The sequence below is a fragment of the Rhizobium sp. GW821-FHT14E12 genome (assembly GCF_058803745.1).
In genome coordinates this window covers 447,701-465,661 of record NZ_JBXAPH010000001.1, presented here as the reverse complement: position 1 = coordinate 465,661, position 17,961 = coordinate 447,701, and the positions used below count along the sequence as shown (strand labels likewise).

The window sequence follows — 17,961 nt, the reverse complement described above, 5'->3', positions numbered from 1 at the left end:
TCCACGGAGAATATACCGTGTTGCTTAACAACGTACCCACCAAAACATGCTGATTGTGAAAGATTTTTTGCGGTTAGCTCGGAAATCGAACTTGGCTTGCACCTTCTCGGTGGCGTGAAGCCGCAAAACGGAGAGTAGCTGGCGAAAATAGGAGCTTTAAATGCGATAATTTACCCGGCTAATAACCCACCGCCTGCGTCGCGACGGCCGCCTTTGGAGACGGCCGCCCGCAGTGAATGTCAGATCAATTCGGCTGTGATGCTTCGACCACGGCCAGAGCCGCCATGTTGACGACGCCGCGCGAAGTGACGGAAGGGGACAGGATGTGGGCCGGAAGCGCCGTGCCGAGAAGGATCGGGCCGACATGCAGGCCATCGGTCATGGTCTTGACGACGCCGAGCGTGATGTTGGCGGCATCGAGATTGGGGAAGACCAGCAGGTTCGCCTCGCCGGAAAGCGTGCTGTCCGGCATGACGTGGCGACGCAGGCTCTCGGAGATGGCGCTATCGCCATGCATTTCGCCATCGACTTCCAGTTCGGGCGCTGCTTCGCGCACCAGCGCCAGCGCGTCGCGCATCTTGGTGGCGCTTTCCGATTCCCGCGAGCCGAAGTTCGAATGCGAGACGAGGGCAACACGCGGCGAGATGCCGAAGCGCTTGATTTCCTCGGCCGCCAGCACCGCCGACTGGGCGATCTCCGCCGCATTCGGATTAAAGGTGACATATGTGTCGGTGTAGAAGGTTGCGCCGCGCTGCGAGATCAGCAGGCTGAGAGCGGAGAAATCGCCGACATCCGGGCGCTTGCCGATGATCTGGCGGACGATGCGCAGATGGCGTTCGTAGCGGCCTTCGAGGCCGCAGATGAGTGCGTCGGCATCGCCGCGCTTCAGTGCGAGGGCGCCGATGACGGTGGTGTTGGTACGAACTATCGTCCGCGCTGCTTCCGGAATGACGCCGCTGCGGCCGACGAGCGAAAAATACAGCTCGACATATTCGCGGAAGCGCGGATCGTCATTCGGGTTGATGACGGCGAAATCGGTATGCGGCCGGATCTTTAGGCCATAGCGCTTCAGGCGAGTTTCGATGACGTTGGGACGGCCGATCAGGATCGGCACGGCGGTACCTTCCTCAAGCAGAACCTGGGCGGCGCGCAGAACGCGCTCGTCTTCGCCTTCGGAGAAGACCACGCGCTTGCGCTCGGCGATCTTCGCGGCGGCGAAAATCGGCTTCATGACGAAGCCGGACCGGAAAACGAAGCGGTTGAGCTCGTCCATATAGGCGTCGAAATCGGCGATCGGACGCAGGGCCACGCCGCTTTCGGCGGCGGCTCTTGCGACAGCCGGCGCGATGCGCAGGATCAGGCGCGGATCAAACGGCGAGGGGATCAGATACTCCGGCCCGAAGACCGGCGTCTCGCCCGTATAGGCGCGGGCGGCCACGTCCGAAGGCTCTTCGCGGGCAAGCGATGCGATGGCGCGCACAGCCGCCATCTTCATTTCCTCATTGATCGTCTTGGCGCCGCAATCGAGCGCGCCGCGGAAGATATAGGGGAAGCAGAGGACGTTGTTGACCTGGTTCGGGAAGTCCGAACGGCCAGTACAGATCATCGCATCCGGCCGGGCGGCGCGGGCGAGGTCCGGCATGATTTCCGGTGTCGGATTGGCCAGCGCCATGATCAGCGGCTTTTCGGCCATTTGTTCCAGCAGCTCTGGCTTCAATACGCCGGCGGCAGAAAGGCCAAGGAAGACATCGGCGCCGCCGATCGACTCGGCAAGCTCGCGCTTGTCGCTCTTCTGGGCGTAGACGGCTTTCCATTCGTCCATCAAGACGTTGCGGTCTTCATAGACCAGGCCCTCGATATCATGGACCCAGATGTTTTCGCGCTTGGCGCCGAGAATGACCAGAAGATTGAGGCAGGCGAGCGCCGCGGCACCGGCGCCTGAGGCAACGATCTTGACGTCCTCGATCTTCTTGCCGGCCAGTTCCAAGCCGTTGAGGATGGCGGCGGCGACGATGATCGCGGTGCCGTGCTGGTCGTCGTGGAAGACCGGGATTTCCATCTTCTCGCGCAGGCGACGCTCGACCTCGAAGCATTCCGGTGCCTTGATGTCTTCAAGGTTTATGCCGCCGAAGGTGGGCTCGAGCGCCGAAATCGTGCTGACCATCTCATCGACGGTCGGCGCTTCGATTTCGATATCGAAGACATCGATGCCGGCGAATTTCTTGAAGAGGACGGCCTTGCCTTCCATGACCGGCTTGGAGGCTAGCGGGCCGATATTGCCGAGGCCGAGCACGGCCGTGCCGTTGGAAATAACGGCGACAAGATTGCCGCGCGAGGTGTAGTCGAAGGCCGTTTCCGGATTGTCGCGGATGGCGAGGCAAGGTGCGGCGACGCCGGGAGAATAGGCAAGCGCCAGGTCGCGCTGGTTGCCGAGCGGCTTGGTCGCCTGGATTTCCAGCTTGCCGGGGCGGGGATAGCGATGAAAGAAGAGAGCCTGTTCGTCGAGATTGCCACTCGCCATGTTCTTGGCTGCCTTCGATGTGTCGTTCGTATCCATCCCGCTTCTCCATTCCTGCTTGCGCGCCTGCGCCTCAAATCCCCTCCATACATCAATCGTTCGGAGTGCACAGTATGGATTTGACGCTGCTGAAGGGTTTTTTGTCGCGGCAAAGGCATAATTTTTCCTTTGCGAAAACTGCGGCATTGCCGACCCGACGCGATGAAAGTGCTCGGGCGATGTTCCGTTTCGAGGTCGTCAGTTTCGCAACCGACCGGCCAGATCTCGCCACAGCTGTAAAACGCGGCTGATTTCTTGCAGTAAGCGCTCCGCACAGCATTTGTCATCTTCCTGAAACACGAGTCTGATTTTGGAATAGGTAACGTAGGATAGGACGCGAACAAATGTTCGTGAATGAAAACATGGACACTCGGCGGTTTCGAACGCTGTTCATTTCTGACGTGCACCTCGGCTCGAAAGCGGCCAAGGCGGACTTCCTTCTCGATTTTCTGCGCCTTCATGACGCCGACACCATTTATCTTGTCGGCGATATCGTTGATGGCTGGCGGTTGAAGCGCAATTGGTACTGGCCGCAGGATTGCAATGACGTCGTGCAGAAGCTGTTGCGCAAGGCGCGCAAGGGCTCTCGCATCGTCTATATCCCCGGCAATCACGACGAATTCCTGCGCGATTTCCCCGGCATGCATTTCGGCGGCATCGAAGTGGCCCAGCGCGCGATCCACGAGACGGCCGACGGCAAGAGATATCTCGTCCTGCATGGCGACGAGTTCGACGTCGTCGTCCGCAACGCCCGTCTGCTCGCCTATCTCGGCGATTGGGCCTATGACATGGCAATCCTGATCAATATCGGCCTTGCCGCGGTGCGCCGCCGCCTGAACATGCCCTACTGGTCGTTTTCGGCCTGGGCAAAGCTTCAGGTCAAGCACGCCGTCAATTTCATCGGCGAGTTCCAGCGCGTCGTCGTCGAAGAGGCCAAGCGCAGCGACGCCGACGGCGTCATCTGCGGCCACATCCACCATGCCGTCATCGAGGATTTCGATGGTATCCGCTATATCAACACCGGCGATTGGGTCGAAAGCTGCACGGCGATTGCCGAGCATGAGGACGGCACATTCGAGCTGATCACCTGGCAGACGATTGCCGAGACCCAGCCCGTTGGCGTCGCTGGCGAGGAACTGCCGGAGGCGCTTGGAGCGCAGGCGGCGTAATACTTCGCTGCCTCACGGGCCTAATAACGATCCGTCATAATTATTGATCGCCTGGATCCCGCTGCTTTTGCCATTTTGGGCTGAAACGTTGCAGCTGGGCCATTTCCCGCCATAGTCGTGATAACGATAGAGTGATAGGAACACATCAGTTCCCTTCAGGTCTGTCATGATTCCCGCGACAAAATCTTTGCAGGGCGAGGGCGCGCCGCCTTATTTTCGGTTACGCACCGCCTTGTCCTATTGTGCTCCGTTGATCGTCAACGGGATTGCCTTGCCGTTTTTTCCGGTCTGGTTGGCCGGGTTGAGCTTCAGCGATCGCGAGATCGGCCTCATCCTTGCCGTGCCGATGGTGGTGCGGGTTCTTGTCGTGCCTATTGTCGGCATGCTTGCCGACCGTGTGCAGGAACGCGCCACTGTGCTGTTCTGGTCGGGTGCGCTGTCGCTGTTGACGGCGATCGCGCTTTACTGGACGAGCGATTTTTGGCCGGTGCTTCTGGTCTATGGCATCCAGGGGGCGACATATGCGCCTTACGTTCCCATCGTTGAATCGATCGCGGTTTCCGGCGTACGGCGCTGGGGTTTCGATTACGGCTCGATGCGCGTCTGGGGATCGATCGCCTTCATCGTCTCGACGCTTATCGGCGGTCAGATGATCGGCAAATGGGGTGGTACGACGGTTCTCCCTGCCATGGTTGCGGGTTTCGTCCTGACAACGCTGATGGCCTTTTTCTGTCCGCGCATCGGGCCGACGCGTCGCCGTCATCATCAACCGATCGATTTGCAGGCGCCAACCGGCAGCTCGCTGCGCTCGCCGCAATTGCTGGTCACCATGATTGGTGTGTCGGTGCAGCAGTCGAGCCATGCCATGATGTATACTTTCGCATCGATCTATTGGCGCGAGCTTGGCTTTTCAGGCACGCAGATCGCCGTTCTCTGGTGCATCGGGGTGGCGGCGGAGGTGATGGTGTTTTTCATGTCGAGGATGCTGGGCCGCCGGTTCAGCGCCTGGACACTGATCTTTTTCGGCTCGGCCGTGTGCGTCGTCCGCTGGATCCTGTTCCCGATTAATCTCGGTTTCGCCGGCTATTTCGTGCTGCAATGTTTCCATGCCTGTACCTTTGCCTGCGTGCATACCGGCATCCAGCGCCGCATCGTCGCTTCGGTGCAGGAAACGCAGGAGGCGTCTGCTCAGGGCACTTACTTCTTTTACAACGGTATGTTTCTCGGGCTGATGACCCTGGCGTCCGGCTATCTCTATGCCTGGCTGGGGCTTTCGAGCTACTACATCATGTCCGGTGTCGCTGCCTTCGGTCTTGCCATGGTGGTTTTCGCCCGCAGTCTTCAGCCTCGGAGTTCCTCGATCGGTGGAAGAGCAAGCGAGGTTTCGTAAGTCGCGCAAAGTGGTTTCATTTAGTTATCAAAATGCCGTGCCATATCTTTGGCGCTTGCGCGGCATAGAAATCGCCTATGAACTCGGTGTATTAACGATTAGCGTCGCGCGGGGATTCCCGAGTCGGCGAATGTGCCGCAAGACTTGAAAGATGTATGAGTTTGAAAGCAGCCGTACAGAAACCCGATGCACCGAGGATCGACGACGAGCCTGATGGCAGCGGGCATCGCTATCGGCTGGAAGGCAATTGGCGCAGCGCCAATGTCCATGGCGTGTTGCGGCGCATCGATGAGCTGACGACGCGGAGTACTGGCGGCCGGGTGGTGATCGATCTTTCCGATCTCTCCGATGTCGACACCGCCGGCGCGCTGCTGATCCGCCGTTTGAAGGAAAGCCAGGAAGCGCATGGCGCCAGCGTCAGCATCGAAGGCTCCAATCCGCATATCGACGAGCTGTTGACGGCCTTTACCGAAGACCCGGATGCCGAAAAGCCGGAACTCCGGCCGAAAAAATCCTGGACGGAGCGCATTTTCGCGCCGATCGGTGAAACCGTCTACGAGGTCTGGGGCAATCTCGTTGCGGCCATGTATATCCTCGGTTCGGCGGTGCGCGGCGCGCAGCTGAAGTTCGGGCGCGGCAGCGGCGTTTCTCCGGCCTCGATCGTCAACCAGATCGACCATATGGGCGTGCGTGCCGTCCCGATCATCCTTTTGATGTCCTATCTGATCGGCGCGATCATCGCGCAGCAGGGGGCATTCCAGCTGCGCTATTTCGGCGCCGAAGTGTTCGTCGTCGATCTCGTCGGCATCCTGCAATTGCGCGAAATCGGCGTGCTTCTGACCGCCATCATGATCGCCGGCCGCTCGGGCAGCGCGATCACCGCCGAAATCGGCTCGATGAAGATGCGCGAAGAGGTCGATGCGCTGAAGGTCATGGGCCTGAACCCAATCGGCGTCCTGATCTTCCCGCGGCTGGTGGCGCTGACGGTGGCGCTACCGCTGCTGACGATCCTTGCCAATTTCGCCTCGCTCTTCGGTGCGGCAACGGTAACCTGGGCTTATTCCGGCATCACCTTCGCTACTTTCATTGCGCGCCTGCATGAGGCGATCAGCCTTTCCACCGTCATCTCGGGCATGATCAAGGCGCCGTTCATGGCGCTGGTGATCGGCATCGTCGCGGCCGTCGAGGGATTGAAGGTCGGCGGCAGTGCCGAATCGCTTGGCCAGCATGTGACCGCATCGGTGGTGAAGTCGATTTTCGTGGTGATCCTGATGGACGGGCTGTTCGCCATGTTCTATGCCGCGATCGATTTCTGAGGGATATCAACGATGAGCGCGCTTCACTCGGAAATCTCCCTGGAAAAAGATGAGCATGGCAGGGACATCGTGCTGTCGGCGCGGGATGTCACCGTCGCTTTCGGATCGAAAGTCGTGCTCGATAAACTGAACCTCAATATCTATCGCGGTGAAATTCTGGGCTTCGTTGGTGCCTCCGGTGCCGGCAAGTCGGTGCTGCTGCGCACGGTGCTGCGGCTGTTGCCGCGCCGCTCGGGCACGATCGAGATACTTGGCGAAGACTATGACAAGCTTTCCGAGCCAGAGCGCAACAGGCTCGACATGCGTCTCGGCGTGCTGTTCCAGCAGGGTGCGCTGTTCTCTTCGCTGACGGTGAAGGAGAACATCCAGGTCCCGATGCGGGAATATCTCGACCTGCCGAAAGCATTGATGGACGAGCTGGCGCATCTGAAGATCCGCATGGTCGGTCTTGCCGCCGATGCGGCCGATAAATATCCGTCGGAGCTTTCCGGCGGCATGATCAAGCGCGCGGCACTGGCGCGAGCCTTGGCGCTCGACCCCGCCCTCGTTTTCCTGGACGAGCCGACCTCCGGCCTCGACCCGATCGGTGCCGCGGAATTCGACGAGCTGATCGCCAAGCTGCGAGACACGCTCGGTCTGACCGTCTATATGGTGACTCACGACCTCGACAGCCTGTTTTCCGTCTGCGATCGTATTGCCGTTCTCGGACAGAAACGGGTATTGGTGGAAGGAACGGTTGAGGACATGCTCGCCTGCGACGACCCCTGGGTGCAGTCCTATTTCCGTGGTAAACGCGCGCGTTCGATCGTGCCGACGGGAAGGGTTGGAGACCGCAACGAAGACAACGGCGCTGGCGCCCACAGCCGCGAGAAGTAATTGGAACAATGGAAACAAAAGCCAACTATACGATCGTCGGGTTCTTTACATTGCTGGTCATCGCGGCGGCCTTCGGCTTCGTCTATTGGATGGCCGAATATGGCCGGGGTGGACCGATGGTCGAACTGGTCGTTCGCATTCCGGGCTCGGCAAACGGCCTGAGCGTCGGTTCTCCCGTCCGCTTCAACGGCATTCAGGTCGGCTCCGTGCAGGGGCTTTCGATCGATGCCGACGATCCGAACTATTCGCTGGCCTTTACCGAGGTGCGTGCTGACGCGCCGGTCTATACGTCCACCAAGGCCATTCTGGAGATCCAGGGCCTGACGGGCGCTGCCTATATCGAGCTGTCCGGCGGCCGCAATGGCGACGAAAACATCCTCAAGCGCTCGGTCGATACCGGCAAGCGCGCCGTGCTGCTCGCCGATCAGTCGAGCGTCACGAACCTGCTTAACACCGCCGACAAGATTCTGAACCGTGCCAACGACACGATCGGCGATATCCAGGGATTCGTCTCGGATTCCCGTGCGCCGCTGACCGATACCGTGCGCAATGCACAGACCTTCTCCAAGGCCTTGTCGGACAATTCCGACAACATCGACAAATTCCTCGCCAGCATGGGGCAGCTTTCCGACACCTTCAAGAATGTCTCGACTCGTATCGACTCGACGCTGGAAGCCGTCGAGAAACTGGTGCGTGCGGTCGACGCCAACAAGATCAACGAAGTCGTCAACAACGCCAACAAGATCACCGCCAACGTGGCGGACGCAACGACCGATCTGAAGGCGACCGTGGCCGCGTTCAAGCAGACCGCCGACACCTACAATGCGTTCGGTCAGAAGGCGCAGCAGACGCTGGATCGTGTGGATGCCATCGTGGCACAGATCGACCCCGCCAAGCTGAAAGGTTCGGTTGACGATATTACGCAGGTGACCAAGGACGCCCGCGCGGCCGTGACATCCATCCGCGACGTCGCCAATTCGGTTGCCGCCCGCCAGCAGGATATCGACCAGACGATTGCCAATGCCCGATCGATTTCCGAGAAGCTGAACTCGGCGTCCGGCAAGGTCGACGGCGTTCTCAGCAAGGTCGACTCGCTGCTCGGTTCCGGCGACACGCAGTCGCTGTTTGCCGAAGCCAAGGACACGCTCCAATCTTTCAAGAAGATGGCGGACAATCTCAATGCCCGGATCGGGCCGATCGCCGACAATCTGCAGAAGTTCTCGAGCAGCGGTCTGAGCAACGTCCAGACCCTCATCAACGATATGCGGGGCACGGTTGACAATCTCAACAGCACGATCACTAACTTCGATCGCAATCCGCAGCGCCTGCTGTTCGGTGGCGATACGGTCAAGCAATATGATGGCCGGGCGCGGCGTTGATGGATAGCGGTTTTGGGGTTGTGAGGGATATGCGGAATATGGTCGGTTGCGTTTCGAGTGAGCGTTATCAGGTGTACCGGAAGGCAGCGATCGTCCTGCCGCTGCTCGCGGCCCTGCTCAGCGGCTGCGGTTCCAAGCCATCCAACGATACCTATGATCTCTCGGCCTCGGTCAAGGCGAGCGGTCCGTTGATGAAGGGCAAGCAGATCCTCATTCCGCCGCCGACGGCATTGCAGGCGCTCGACAGCAACCTGATCGTCATCCGCGTCTCGCCCTCCGAAATCCAGTATCTCGGCAAGGCGCAGTGGAGCGACAAGCTGAGCCGAATGGTGCAGTCGAAGCTGGTCGAAGCCTTCGAGAATACCGGCAAGCTTGGCGGCGTCGGCGTGCCGGGGCAGGGGCTGGCGATCGACTATCAGATCGTGACCGACATCCGCTCCTTCGAGATCGATGCCGCGGGCGGCCAAAAGTCCGCCGCTGTCGAGATCTCGGTGAAGATCCTCAATGACCGCACGGGCACGATCAAGTCACAGAGCGTCTTCCGCAAGGCCGTCCCGGTCACCGGTGGGAGCAACCCGGATTTCGTGAAAGGGCTCGATACGGCCTTTGCCGGCGTGACTGCCGAGATTGTCGATTGGACGCTGCGCTCGCTTTGAGGTTTGCCTATCCGTTTAACGGACGACAAAAATGCCCATTTTAGTCAGACCGATCACGCCTGACGATGCTGTCGCTGCCTTGGAGGTGCACCACGCGGCCGTGCGCGTGACGGCTGCGAAGGACTATGCTCCCGAGATCATCGAGCAATGGGCGCCGATGCCTGTCGGCACCGGGGCCATATCCCGCTTCCATGAGAACGCGGAAAACGAAATTCGCTTTGTTGCAGAGATCAGCGGCGAGATCGTTGGATTTGCCGCGATCGCACTAGCGAATGAGGAGCTGAGGGCTTGCTATGTGTCACCCAGGGTGGCGGGAAAAGGTGTTGGCAGGGCACTGATTGCCGAACTTGAACGCACCGCAAAGCAGGAGGGGCTTACCATCCTTCGGCTGGATTCATCCCTGACCGCGCACCCGTTTTACGAAGCGATGGGCTATCAAACGGAATCCCGAGGAGAGCATGTTCTTGGCTCCGGGCAACACATGCCTTGCGTCCATATGACAAAGAAGTTGACTCAGTAAGGTCAACATCCTTGCATGCTCGTCGGCTATCGCTCCATCAGCGCCTTCAATGTGTTGAGATCCTTCAGCACATGCGCCGCGTCGTCCGCGAACTGCTCGTCCGTCATTCCGGGTAATCTCAGCAGTGTGAACATGACTTCGCAGCCATCGCCGTTCGGTACGACCCTGAGTGCATTATGGACCTGCAAGCCGGTGTCGAGGGTTACCGTATGGTCGATGACGCCGAAGTCGTTGCGGGGTGCGAAGCGGACACGGACGGTGCCGAGAATGCCTTTGGCAACCCAATCGTCGCCATCCAATTCCAGTCCGGATGCGAGGCCCGAGGCCCAGAGCGGCATGTTTTCCGGGCGGCCCGCAAAGCCATAGACCTCCCGCCAAGGACGGTCGATGGAGACATGAACGATCTCGGCAGACATGGTCGACATGGATGTTTTCTCCTCTATATCCGTCATCGATGGACCACCGGGTCAGCTTGCCGGAAGCCGGCCTTTTGAAAAATCCTGCAGCATTCTTGCCCGGTTCTGCAATGGGGCCGATTCGAGGCTGGCGAAGGCTTGCCGTTTTGCGCCCGGAGTGCAACAACACGCCCAACGCATAACTCCCGAAAGGCGGTATCGGTTTCGGGGAAGGCTTAGGCGTCATTTCAAAATATCACTGCGTCCTCTGCGCATGCGATGGGATGTGAGGCGCAGCAAGAGAATTATTGGAGGATTGTCGTGGAAAAGGCAGAAATCGGACTGATCGGTCTCGCTGTGATGGGATCGAATCTGGCGCTCAACATTGCCGAAAAGGGCAATAAGATCGCGGTGTTCAACCGTACGCCGCAGGTGACGGATGAATTCTATGCGAATGCGGGCGCGTTGAAGGACAAGATCATTCCCTGCAAGACGATCGAAGAGTTCGTCGAATCGATTCGTCCGCCACGGCCGATCATCATTATGATCAAGGCTGGCGAGCCGGTCGACCAGCAGATGGCGGCTTTGCAGCCCTATCTCGACAAGGGCGACATCATGATCGATGCCGGCAACGCCAATTTCCGCGACACCATCGCCCGCTTCGACCGCCTGAAGGATACCGGCCTGACCTTTATCGGCATGGGTGTCTCCGGTGGCGAGGAAGGTGCGCGCCACGGTCCGTCGATCATGGTCGGCGGCACCGAGGATTCCTATAAACGCGTCGAGAAGGTGCTGACCTCGATTGCTGCCACATATAACAACGATCCGTGCGTTGCCTGGCTCGGCAATGATGGCGCCGGCCATTTCGTCAAGACCATCCACAACGGCATCGAATATGCCGACATGCAGATGATCGCCGAAATTTACGGCATCCTGCGCGATGGTCTCGGCAAGAGCGCCGCAGAAATCAGCGGCATCTTCGGCGACTGGAACAAGGGACGCCTCAACTCCTACCTGATCGAGATCACCGAAAAGGTGCTGGCAGCCAAGGATCCGGCAACCGGCAGCGCCATGCCTGATGTCATCCTCGACAAGGCTGGCCAGAAGGGTACCGGCAAGTGGTCTGCCATCGAAGCGCAGAACATGGGTATTCCGGCCACCGCCATCGAAGCCGCCGTTGCTGCTCGTAGCCTTTCGGCCATCAAGAGCCAGCGCGAAGCTGCCGAGAAAATCTTCGGTACACCGGACTACAAGTTCCCGATCGCCTTCGGCCCGGACCTGCTGAAGGACCTGGAACTGGCACTGTTTGCCGCCAAGATCGGCGCCTATGCGCAGGGCTTTGCCGTCATGGCCGAAGCGTCGAAGGAGTTCAACTGGTCGCTGCCGATGCCGGTCATCGCCAAGATCTGGCGCGCGGGCTGCATCATCCGCTCGCAGTTCCTTGACGAGATCACCAGCGCCTTCACCAAGACGCCGGATGCCGCCAACCTGATCGTCACCCCGGCCTTTGCCGAAATGGTCAAGGAATCGATCCCGTCGCTGCGCCGTATCGTTTCGGCCGCCACGGCCTCCGGCATGCCGGTTCCGGCACTGGCCTCCGCTCTGACCTATTTCGACGCCTACCGCCAGGCTCGCGGCACCGCAAACCTGATCCAGGCCCAGCGCGACTTCTTCGGCGCCCATGGTTTCGATCGCGTCGACGGCAAGGATATCCATCACGGCCCATGGGGCAGTGGTGCGAACGGCTGATAGTTTCAGCTGATTTTGAAGATAGAAGAGCCCGTCGGATAAGCATCCGGCGGGTTTTTTCTTGCCCGTCAGCCCTTCGGCCAGATCGGGGAGCTGATGCTTTGCAACAGTTCCGGCTCTATGCCGTCGATGCGGGCGATGACGGCCTTGCCCAGCTCGCGGCCGGCATGGCGGAAGTCTTCGTGGATCGCGATGATCTCCGGGCGGATCCAGCTCAGAACGTCGGTCGATTGCTTGGCAACCATGTCGATATCGTGGCCGAGACGGAAGCCCGCCGCCTCGATGCCGGCATTGACGGCGATGGCGCCGGCGCTGCTGGCGCAGACGATGCCGTCGGGGGCGTGCGGGGAGCGCATCAGCGCCTCCACCGTATCCTTGATGTCGGCAAGCGTCGTATCGGTGCTGGCCCTCAGCGGAACCTCCTGGGCCTGATACTCGCGCAAGCCCGTCTGAAAGCCGATCTGGGTGTGCAGATAATAATTGAGCTTGCCCGGTGGCTGCAGCAGCGCGATGCGGCGACGTCCCCTGGCGACCAGCGCACGCACCGCTTCACGCGCGAAAGCTTCGTTGTCGAAGTCGTGGAAAGGATGGGAGATTCCCATGTTCGTGCGCCCATGCGTGGCAAAGGGCATGCCGCGCTGATGCATGAGTTCCACGCGAGGATCATCCGGCTCCGTGCGCGATATGATGACGCCGTCCGCCGATCCGGTATCGAGGATATAGCGCACCGGCACCAGCGGGTCCTTGCTGTGCGAGTGCGGGGTGATGACGAGATGATATTGCGTTCCCGCCAGAACCTCGGAGATACCGAAAACCATGTGGCTGGTGAAGCCCATGATTTCCTCATCGATGCTGAGCACCAGCGCGATAACGTTGGTCTTGCCGGTTCTCAGGCGCACGCCGGCGCGATTTGGCTGGTAGCCCAGTTGACGGGCGACCATGCGAACGCGCTCCTTGGTTTCCGCGCCGATATCGGGAGCATCCTTCAGGGCGCGCGAAACGGTCGTGATCCCAAGGCCGGTCATAAAGGCGATCGTCTTCAGCGTCGGCCGCTCGGGCGAGGGCTGAATACCGCCGCCTGAAGTTCTCTTATTATCCATCTCGTCCAAGCCTGCCTCCCGGCCGCCTCTCCCGCGACCATGCGCTTATATCGCCTGTGGCAGCGCCGCAAGCACATGCGTGATACGGCCGCTCCTCCCTCATTGCGGAAATCTGTAACGATACAGTAGAAAAGTCGAGCGCTTTTTCTGCCTTGATGTCAAATAAGATATCCAGGGGTTGAATCCACAGCCTTGGATGAAAAATTTTGCATCTGCGAAGCGATATGTGAGATTTATGGGGCGATGCAGCAATTTTAATCGAAAAAAATCAATGAACTAATGGAAAATTCGGTTGATACGGACATCTGGTGAATCGTCAGGCACATCGCATTTTTTGCAAGCATAACTGTAATCAGAAATCGCATAGTCGGGCTTTCGGTAAAATTTCGCGGACAGGCGGTTGCGCGTTGAAAATGATTAGACTACGTTTTTCCGGCAACGTTTCAGTGAGGGAGGAAAACTCATGAATATTCGTTTGATGGCGACTGCGCTTGCTGCGTCGGTCGTATTGCCACTGGGAGCGGCCAATGCGACTGATCTGGAGGTAACGCATTGGTGGACGTCCGGTGGCGAAGCGGCCGCCGTGGCCGAGTTTGCAAAGGCGTTCGACGCCACCGGCAATCATTGGGTGGATGGTGCGATTGCCGGCTCCGGCGGTACCGCGCGTCCGATCATGGTCAGCCGTATCACCGGCGGCGATCCGATGGGCGCCACCCAGTTCAACCATGGCCGCCAGGCAGAGGAGCTTGTGCAGGCCGGCCTTATGCGCGACCTGACCGATGTCGCCACTAAGGAGCACTGGAAGGATGTCATTCGCCCGTCCAGCCTGCTCGATTCCTGCACGATCGACGGCAAGATCTATTGCGCCCCGGTCAATATCCACTCCTGGCAATGGCTCTGGCTCTCGAACGCAGCCTTCAAGAAGGCCGGTGTCGAGGTTCCGAAGAACTGGGATGAGTTCGTTGCCGCTGGTCCCGCACTGCAGAAGGCCGGTATCGTTCCGCTCGCCTTGGGTGGTCAGCCGTGGCAGGCCGCAGGTGCCTTCGACGTGTTGATGGTCGCCATCGCCGGCAAGGATACCTTCCAGAAGGTGTTTGGCGACAAGGATAAGACAGTCGCTGCCGGACCGGAAATCGCCAAGGTCTTCAAGGCCGCTGACGATGCCCGCAAGCTGTCCAAGGGCTCCAATGTTCAGGATTGGAACCAGGCTACGAACCTGGTCATCACCGCCAAGGCCGGCGGTCAGATCATGGGCGACTGGGCGCAGGGCGAGTTCGCGCTGGCAGGCCAGAAGGCCGGCACGGACTATACCTGCCTTCCGGGTCTCGGCGTCAATGAAGTCATTTCGACAGGCGGCGATGCATTCTACTTCCCGCTGCTGAAGGACGATGCCAAATCCAAGGCTCAGGAAGTGCTGGCCAAGACGCTGCTCGATCCGAAGACGCAGGTCGCCTTCAACCTGAAGAAGGGCTCGCTGCCCGTTCGTGGTGACGTGGATCTCGCGGAAGCCAATGATTGCATGAAGAAGGGCCTCGAGATCCTGAAGAAGGGCAACGTGATCGAGGGTACGGACCAGCTTCTTTCCGCCGATACTCAAAAGCAGAAGGAAGACCTGTTCTCCGAGTTCTTCGCAAATCCCGCGATGACGCCGGAAGCGGCGCAGAAGCGCTTCGTCGACATTATCGCCGCGGCTGATTGACCTCTATCTTCTCGCTGTAGTGGTGCCGGCTTCGCGTAGCGGGCCGGTACCACCGCCGGGACACATAGTGTGATCCGGTTTGCCACAGCACCCCTCATGGCCGGCGGATCCGTATGTATGTGACGGTCACCGTGGGTGAGGGGAAGCGCAGGAACCGCGGTTCATATCCGGTTTCTGATCGTCGAAGCAGTCGCGATGCAGAAGGAGCTACAATGACGGGTCAAGCGAAAGCCGGCCGGCCAAATCAATATCTGCGCAATCTGAACTCGAAGATTGCATCCATTCCAATGATCCTGACGGCTGTCGTCATCTTCCTTGGCGGCTCAATCTGGACGGTGGTTTATTCCTTCACCAATTCGAAGCTGCTGCCTCGTCTCAGCTTTGTCGGACTGGACCAATACCATCGCCTGTGGGCAGCGCCGCGATGGATCATGTCCATCGAAAATCTAGCGGTTTACGGCATTCTTTCGATGATCTTCAGTCTCGTCATCGGCTTCGTGCTGGCGGCATTGATGGACCAGAAGATCCGCTTCGAAAACACCTTCCGCACGATTTTCCTCTATCCTTTCGCCCTCTCTTTCATCGTCACCGGCCTGGTCTGGCAGTGGCTGCTCAATCCCGAATTCGGCATCCAGTCGGTGGTGCGTTCGTTCGGGTGGACGAACTTCACCTTCGATCCGCTCTATACGCCGAGCATCGTCATTTATGGCGTGTTGATCGCCGCGCTCTGGCAGGGAACGGGTCTCGTGATGTGCCTGATGCTTGCCGGCCTGCGCGGCATCGATGAGGACATCTGGAAAGCGGCGCGCGTGGATGGGATCCCCATGTGGAGGACCTATCTGTTCATCGTCATTCCGATGATGCGCCCTGTTTTCATCACCACGCTCGTCATTATCGCCAGCGGCATCGTCAAGGTCTACGACCTCGTCGTCGCGCAAACGAGCGGCGGACCCGGCATCTCGTCGGAAGTCCCGGCGAAATACGTCTACGACTACATGTTCCAGGCGCAGAACCTCGGTCAGGGATTTGCCGCCTCCACCATGATGCTGGTGACCGTCGCCATCATCATTATCCCCTGGGCCTATCTGGAATTCGGCGGAGGGCGCAAGCGTGGCTGATCCTGTTACTCTCAAGAATGCAAATGGCAGTGAGGCCGCGAGCGGCAAGACCTTCTCCGGACCGAACGGCCGCAAGCCACGGCCGGCGCTTTCCGGACGCAACATCATGCTCTACGGCACGCTCTTTGTTGCCGCGGTCTATTACCTGTTGCCGCTCTATGTGATGATTGTCACCTCGTTGAAGGGAATGCCCGAAATCCGCATGGGCAACATCTTCTCGCCGCCGCTCGAGATCACGTTCGAGCCGTGGGTGAAAGCCTGGGCGACGGCCTGCACCGGTCTCAATTGCGACGGTCTTTCCCGTGGCTTCTGGAATTCGGTTCGCATCACCGTGCCGTCCACGATCCTCTCGATCGCGATCGCTTCGGTCAACGGTTATGCGCTTGCCAACTGGCGCTTCAAGGGGGCGGATCTGTTTTTCTCGATCCTCGTCGTCGGCGCGTTCATTCCCTATCAGGTGATGATCTATCCGATCGTCATCGTGCTGCGCGAAATCGGTATCTACGGCACGCTCAGCGGACTTATCCTGGTGCACAGCATCTTCGGTATGCCGATCCTGACGCTCCTGTTCCGCAATTATTTCGCATCGCTGCCGGTGGAGCTTTTCAAGGCTGCGCGTATCGACGGTGCCGGTTTCTGGCAAATTTTCCTGCGCATCATGCTGCCCATGTCGCTGCCGATCTTCGTCGTCGCCATGATCCTGCAGATTACGGGTATCTGGAACGACTTCCTATTCGGCGTCGTCTTCACCCGGCCGGAATATTATCCGATGACCGTGCAGCTCAACAACATCGTCAATTCTGTCCAGGGCGTGAAGGAATACAACGTCAACATGGCGGCAACGATCCTGACGGGTCTTGTTCCGCTGGTCGTTTATTTCGTCTCCGGACGGCTTTTCGTCCGTGGCATCGCCGCCGGCGCAGTGAAGGGTTGATTTATGAACAGTAGCGTTTCAATCAAGGAACTGTCGCTCGATTTCGGCGCGGTCAACGTCCTGAAAAACCTCAATCTTGAGATCCAGGACGGCGAATTCCTCGTATTGCTCGGCTCGTCCGGCTGCGGCAAGTCGACCTTGCTCAATTGCATTGCCGGCTTGCTCGATATCACCGAAGGGCAGATCTTCATCAAGGGCAAGAATGTCACCTGGGAAGAGCCGAAGGACCGTGGCATCGGCATGGTGTTCCAGTCCTACGCGCTCTATCCGCAGATGACGGTCGAGAAGAACCTGTCGTTCGGATTGCATGTTGCCAAGGTGCCGCAGGCGGAGATCGACAAGCGCATCGCCCGCGCCGCCGAAATCCTGCAGATCCAGCCGCTGCTCAAGCGCAAGCCGGCGGAGCTTTCCGGTGGCCAGCGCCAGCGTGTCGCAATCGGCCGTGCCCTGGTGCGCGATGTCGATGTGTTCCTCTTCGACGAGCCGCTGTCCAACCTTGACGCCAAGCTGCGCTCGGAGCTGCGCGTCGAGATCAAGCGGCTGCACCAGTCACTGAAGAACACCATGATCTACGTTACCCACGACCAGATCGAGGCCCTGACGCTCGCCGACCGCATCGCCATCATGAAGAACGGCATCATCATGCAGCTCGACGATCCCACAACCATCTACAATGAGCCGCGCAACCTGTTCGTCGCTGGCTTCATTGGTTCGCCGTCGATGAATTTCCTGAAGGGCGAACTGGTCAATCGTGAAGGCAAGGTCGCTTTCGCCACCAATGACGTGATCTTCTCGCTTGACGGCTATAGGGCCGCAGAGCCGCTGGTTGCGGGCCGCAAGGTCGTCCTCGGGGTCCGGCCGGAGCACGTCAAGGTCAACGAGGATCTGGGTCCCGGCACGGAAACCCACAACGCCACCGTTGATATCGAGGAGCCGATGGGCGCGGATAACCTGCTCTGGCTCAACCATGCCGGTCATACCATGTCGGTGCGCATCAATGGCTCGCGGCGCTTCAGCCCGGGATCGCCAGTCAAGCTCGTCTTCGACATGACCGTCGCCTCGCTCTTCGACGCGGAAACAGAACTCAGAATCTAGTCATAAAC

General features: G+C 59.3%; 15 protein-coding genes. 12 read left to right on the top strand and 3 right to left on the bottom strand.

Going from position 1 to position 17,961, the window contains the following annotated elements:
- Positions 1-244 precede the first annotated feature (244 nt).
- Positions 245-2,557 carry an NADP-dependent malic enzyme gene (locus tag AC1RO0_RS02315; protein WP_498591360.1) on the bottom strand — a complete coding sequence of 771 codons (2,313 nt, stop codon included), beginning with the start codon at positions 2,555-2,557 and terminating at the stop codon, positions 245-247.
- A 329-nt stretch (positions 2,558-2,886) separates the two neighbouring features.
- Here AC1RO0_RS02315 and AC1RO0_RS02310 point away from each other — a divergent pair, with 329 nt between their 5' ends.
- From AC1RO0_RS02310 to AC1RO0_RS02280, 7 genes are all read left to right on the top strand, one after another.
- Positions 2,887-3,726, top strand: a complete 840-nt coding sequence (locus AC1RO0_RS02310) for a UDP-2,3-diacylglucosamine diphosphatase (RefSeq protein WP_498592360.1) — start codon at positions 2,887-2,889, stop codon at positions 3,724-3,726.
- A 166-nt stretch (positions 3,727-3,892) separates the two neighbouring features.
- Positions 3,893-5,116: an MFS transporter gene (locus AC1RO0_RS02305; RefSeq protein WP_498591359.1), complete on the top strand. Its 1,224-nt coding sequence runs from the start codon at positions 3,893-3,895 to the stop codon at positions 5,114-5,116.
- A 155-nt stretch (positions 5,117-5,271) separates the two neighbouring features.
- Positions 5,272-6,432: an ABC transporter permease gene (locus AC1RO0_RS02300; protein ID WP_498591358.1), complete on the top strand. Its 1,161-nt coding sequence runs from the start codon at positions 5,272-5,274 to the stop codon at positions 6,430-6,432.
- A 12-nt stretch (positions 6,433-6,444) separates the two neighbouring features.
- Entirely contained in the window at positions 6,445-7,308 is an 864-nt protein-coding gene (locus AC1RO0_RS02295; RefSeq protein WP_498591357.1) for an ABC transporter ATP-binding protein, read from the top strand.
- An 8-nt stretch (positions 7,309-7,316) separates the two neighbouring features.
- The gene (locus tag AC1RO0_RS02290; RefSeq protein ID WP_498591356.1) at positions 7,317-8,687 is read left to right on the top strand and encodes an MlaD family protein; all 1,371 of its coding nucleotides are present in this window, start codon (positions 7,317-7,319) and stop codon (positions 8,685-8,687) included.
- A gap of 38 nt (positions 8,688-8,725) precedes the next feature.
- Entirely contained in the window at positions 8,726-9,343 is a 618-nt protein-coding gene (locus AC1RO0_RS02285; protein ID WP_498591355.1) for an ABC-type transport auxiliary lipoprotein family protein, read from the top strand.
- A gap of 31 nt (positions 9,344-9,374) precedes the next feature.
- Complete coding sequence (locus tag AC1RO0_RS02280; protein ID WP_498591354.1) at positions 9,375-9,863, top strand: GNAT family N-acetyltransferase; 489 nt, start codon at positions 9,375-9,377, stop codon at positions 9,861-9,863.
- Positions 9,864-9,889: 26 nt separating this feature from the next.
- On the opposite strand, the gene AC1RO0_RS02275 is transcribed toward AC1RO0_RS02280, so the two are convergent.
- Entirely contained in the window at positions 9,890-10,288 is a 399-nt protein-coding gene (locus tag AC1RO0_RS02275) for an SRPBCC family protein (protein WP_498591353.1), read from the bottom strand.
- A 291-nt stretch (positions 10,289-10,579) separates the two neighbouring features.
- Between AC1RO0_RS02275 and gnd the strand changes: the two genes are divergently transcribed.
- Entirely contained in the window at positions 10,580-12,007 is a 1,428-nt protein-coding gene (gnd, locus tag AC1RO0_RS02270; protein WP_498591352.1) for an NADP-dependent phosphogluconate dehydrogenase, read from the top strand.
- A gap of 68 nt (positions 12,008-12,075) precedes the next feature.
- On the opposite strand, the gene AC1RO0_RS02265 is transcribed toward gnd, so the two are convergent.
- Positions 12,076-13,107: a LacI family transcriptional regulator gene (locus AC1RO0_RS02265; RefSeq protein WP_498591351.1), complete on the bottom strand. Its 1,032-nt coding sequence runs from the start codon at positions 13,105-13,107 to the stop codon at positions 12,076-12,078.
- 463 nt (positions 13,108-13,570) lie between these two features.
- Here AC1RO0_RS02265 and AC1RO0_RS02260 point away from each other — a divergent pair, with 463 nt between their 5' ends.
- The 4 genes from AC1RO0_RS02260 (at position 13,571) to AC1RO0_RS02245 (ending at position 17,953) form a co-directional block, all read left to right on the top strand.
- Positions 13,571-14,806: an ABC transporter substrate-binding protein gene (locus AC1RO0_RS02260; protein WP_498591350.1), complete on the top strand. Its 1,236-nt coding sequence runs from the start codon at positions 13,571-13,573 to the stop codon at positions 14,804-14,806.
- A gap of 212 nt (positions 14,807-15,018) precedes the next feature.
- A complete protein-coding gene (locus tag AC1RO0_RS02255) occupies positions 15,019-15,924 on the top strand; it encodes a carbohydrate ABC transporter permease (protein ID WP_498591349.1) in 906 nt (301 codons plus the stop codon).
- Positions 15,917-16,858, top strand: coding sequence for a carbohydrate ABC transporter permease (locus AC1RO0_RS02250; protein ID WP_498591348.1), 942 nt, complete (start codon positions 15,917-15,919; stop codon positions 16,856-16,858). Before AC1RO0_RS02255 ends, AC1RO0_RS02250 begins: the two co-directional genes overlap by 8 nt.
- Before the next feature lie 3 nt (positions 16,859-16,861).
- Positions 16,862-17,953 (top strand): ABC transporter ATP-binding protein, encoded by a 1,092-nt coding sequence (locus AC1RO0_RS02245; protein ID WP_498591347.1) that lies wholly within the window; start codon positions 16,862-16,864, stop codon positions 17,951-17,953.
- The last annotated feature ends 8 nt before the right edge of the window (positions 17,954-17,961 follow it).

What these genes read in the sequence shown, in the direction of transcription:
- AC1RO0_RS02315 (WP_498591360.1), bottom strand. Translation starts at nt 2,557, where the DNA reads ATGGATACGAACGACACATCGAAGGCAGCCAAGAACATGGCGAGTGGC.
- AC1RO0_RS02305 (WP_498591359.1), top strand. Translation starts at nt 3,893, where the DNA reads ATGATTCCCGCGACAAAATCTTTGCAGGGCGAGGGCGCGCCGCCTTAT.
- AC1RO0_RS02300 (WP_498591358.1), top strand. Translation starts at nt 5,272, where the DNA reads ATGAGTTTGAAAGCAGCCGTACAGAAACCCGATGCACCGAGGATCGAC.
- AC1RO0_RS02295 (WP_498591357.1), top strand. Translation starts at nt 6,445, where the DNA reads ATGAGCGCGCTTCACTCGGAAATCTCCCTGGAAAAAGATGAGCATGGC.
- AC1RO0_RS02290 (WP_498591356.1), top strand. Translation starts at nt 7,317, where the DNA reads ATGGAAACAAAAGCCAACTATACGATCGTCGGGTTCTTTACATTGCTG.
- AC1RO0_RS02285 (WP_498591355.1), top strand. Translation starts at nt 8,726, where the DNA reads ATGGTCGGTTGCGTTTCGAGTGAGCGTTATCAGGTGTACCGGAAGGCA.
- AC1RO0_RS02280 (WP_498591354.1), top strand. Translation starts at nt 9,375, where the DNA reads ATGCCCATTTTAGTCAGACCGATCACGCCTGACGATGCTGTCGCTGCC.
- AC1RO0_RS02275 (WP_498591353.1), bottom strand. Translation starts at nt 10,288, where the DNA reads ATGTCGACCATGTCTGCCGAGATCGTTCATGTCTCCATCGACCGTCCT.
- AC1RO0_RS02265 (WP_498591351.1), bottom strand. Translation starts at nt 13,107, where the DNA reads ATGGATAATAAGAGAACTTCAGGCGGCGGTATTCAGCCCTCGCCCGAG.
- AC1RO0_RS02260 (WP_498591350.1), top strand. Translation starts at nt 13,571, where the DNA reads ATGAATATTCGTTTGATGGCGACTGCGCTTGCTGCGTCGGTCGTATTG.
- AC1RO0_RS02255 (WP_498591349.1), top strand. Translation starts at nt 15,019, where the DNA reads ATGACGGGTCAAGCGAAAGCCGGCCGGCCAAATCAATATCTGCGCAAT.
- AC1RO0_RS02245 (WP_498591347.1), top strand. Translation starts at nt 16,862, where the DNA reads ATGAACAGTAGCGTTTCAATCAAGGAACTGTCGCTCGATTTCGGCGCG.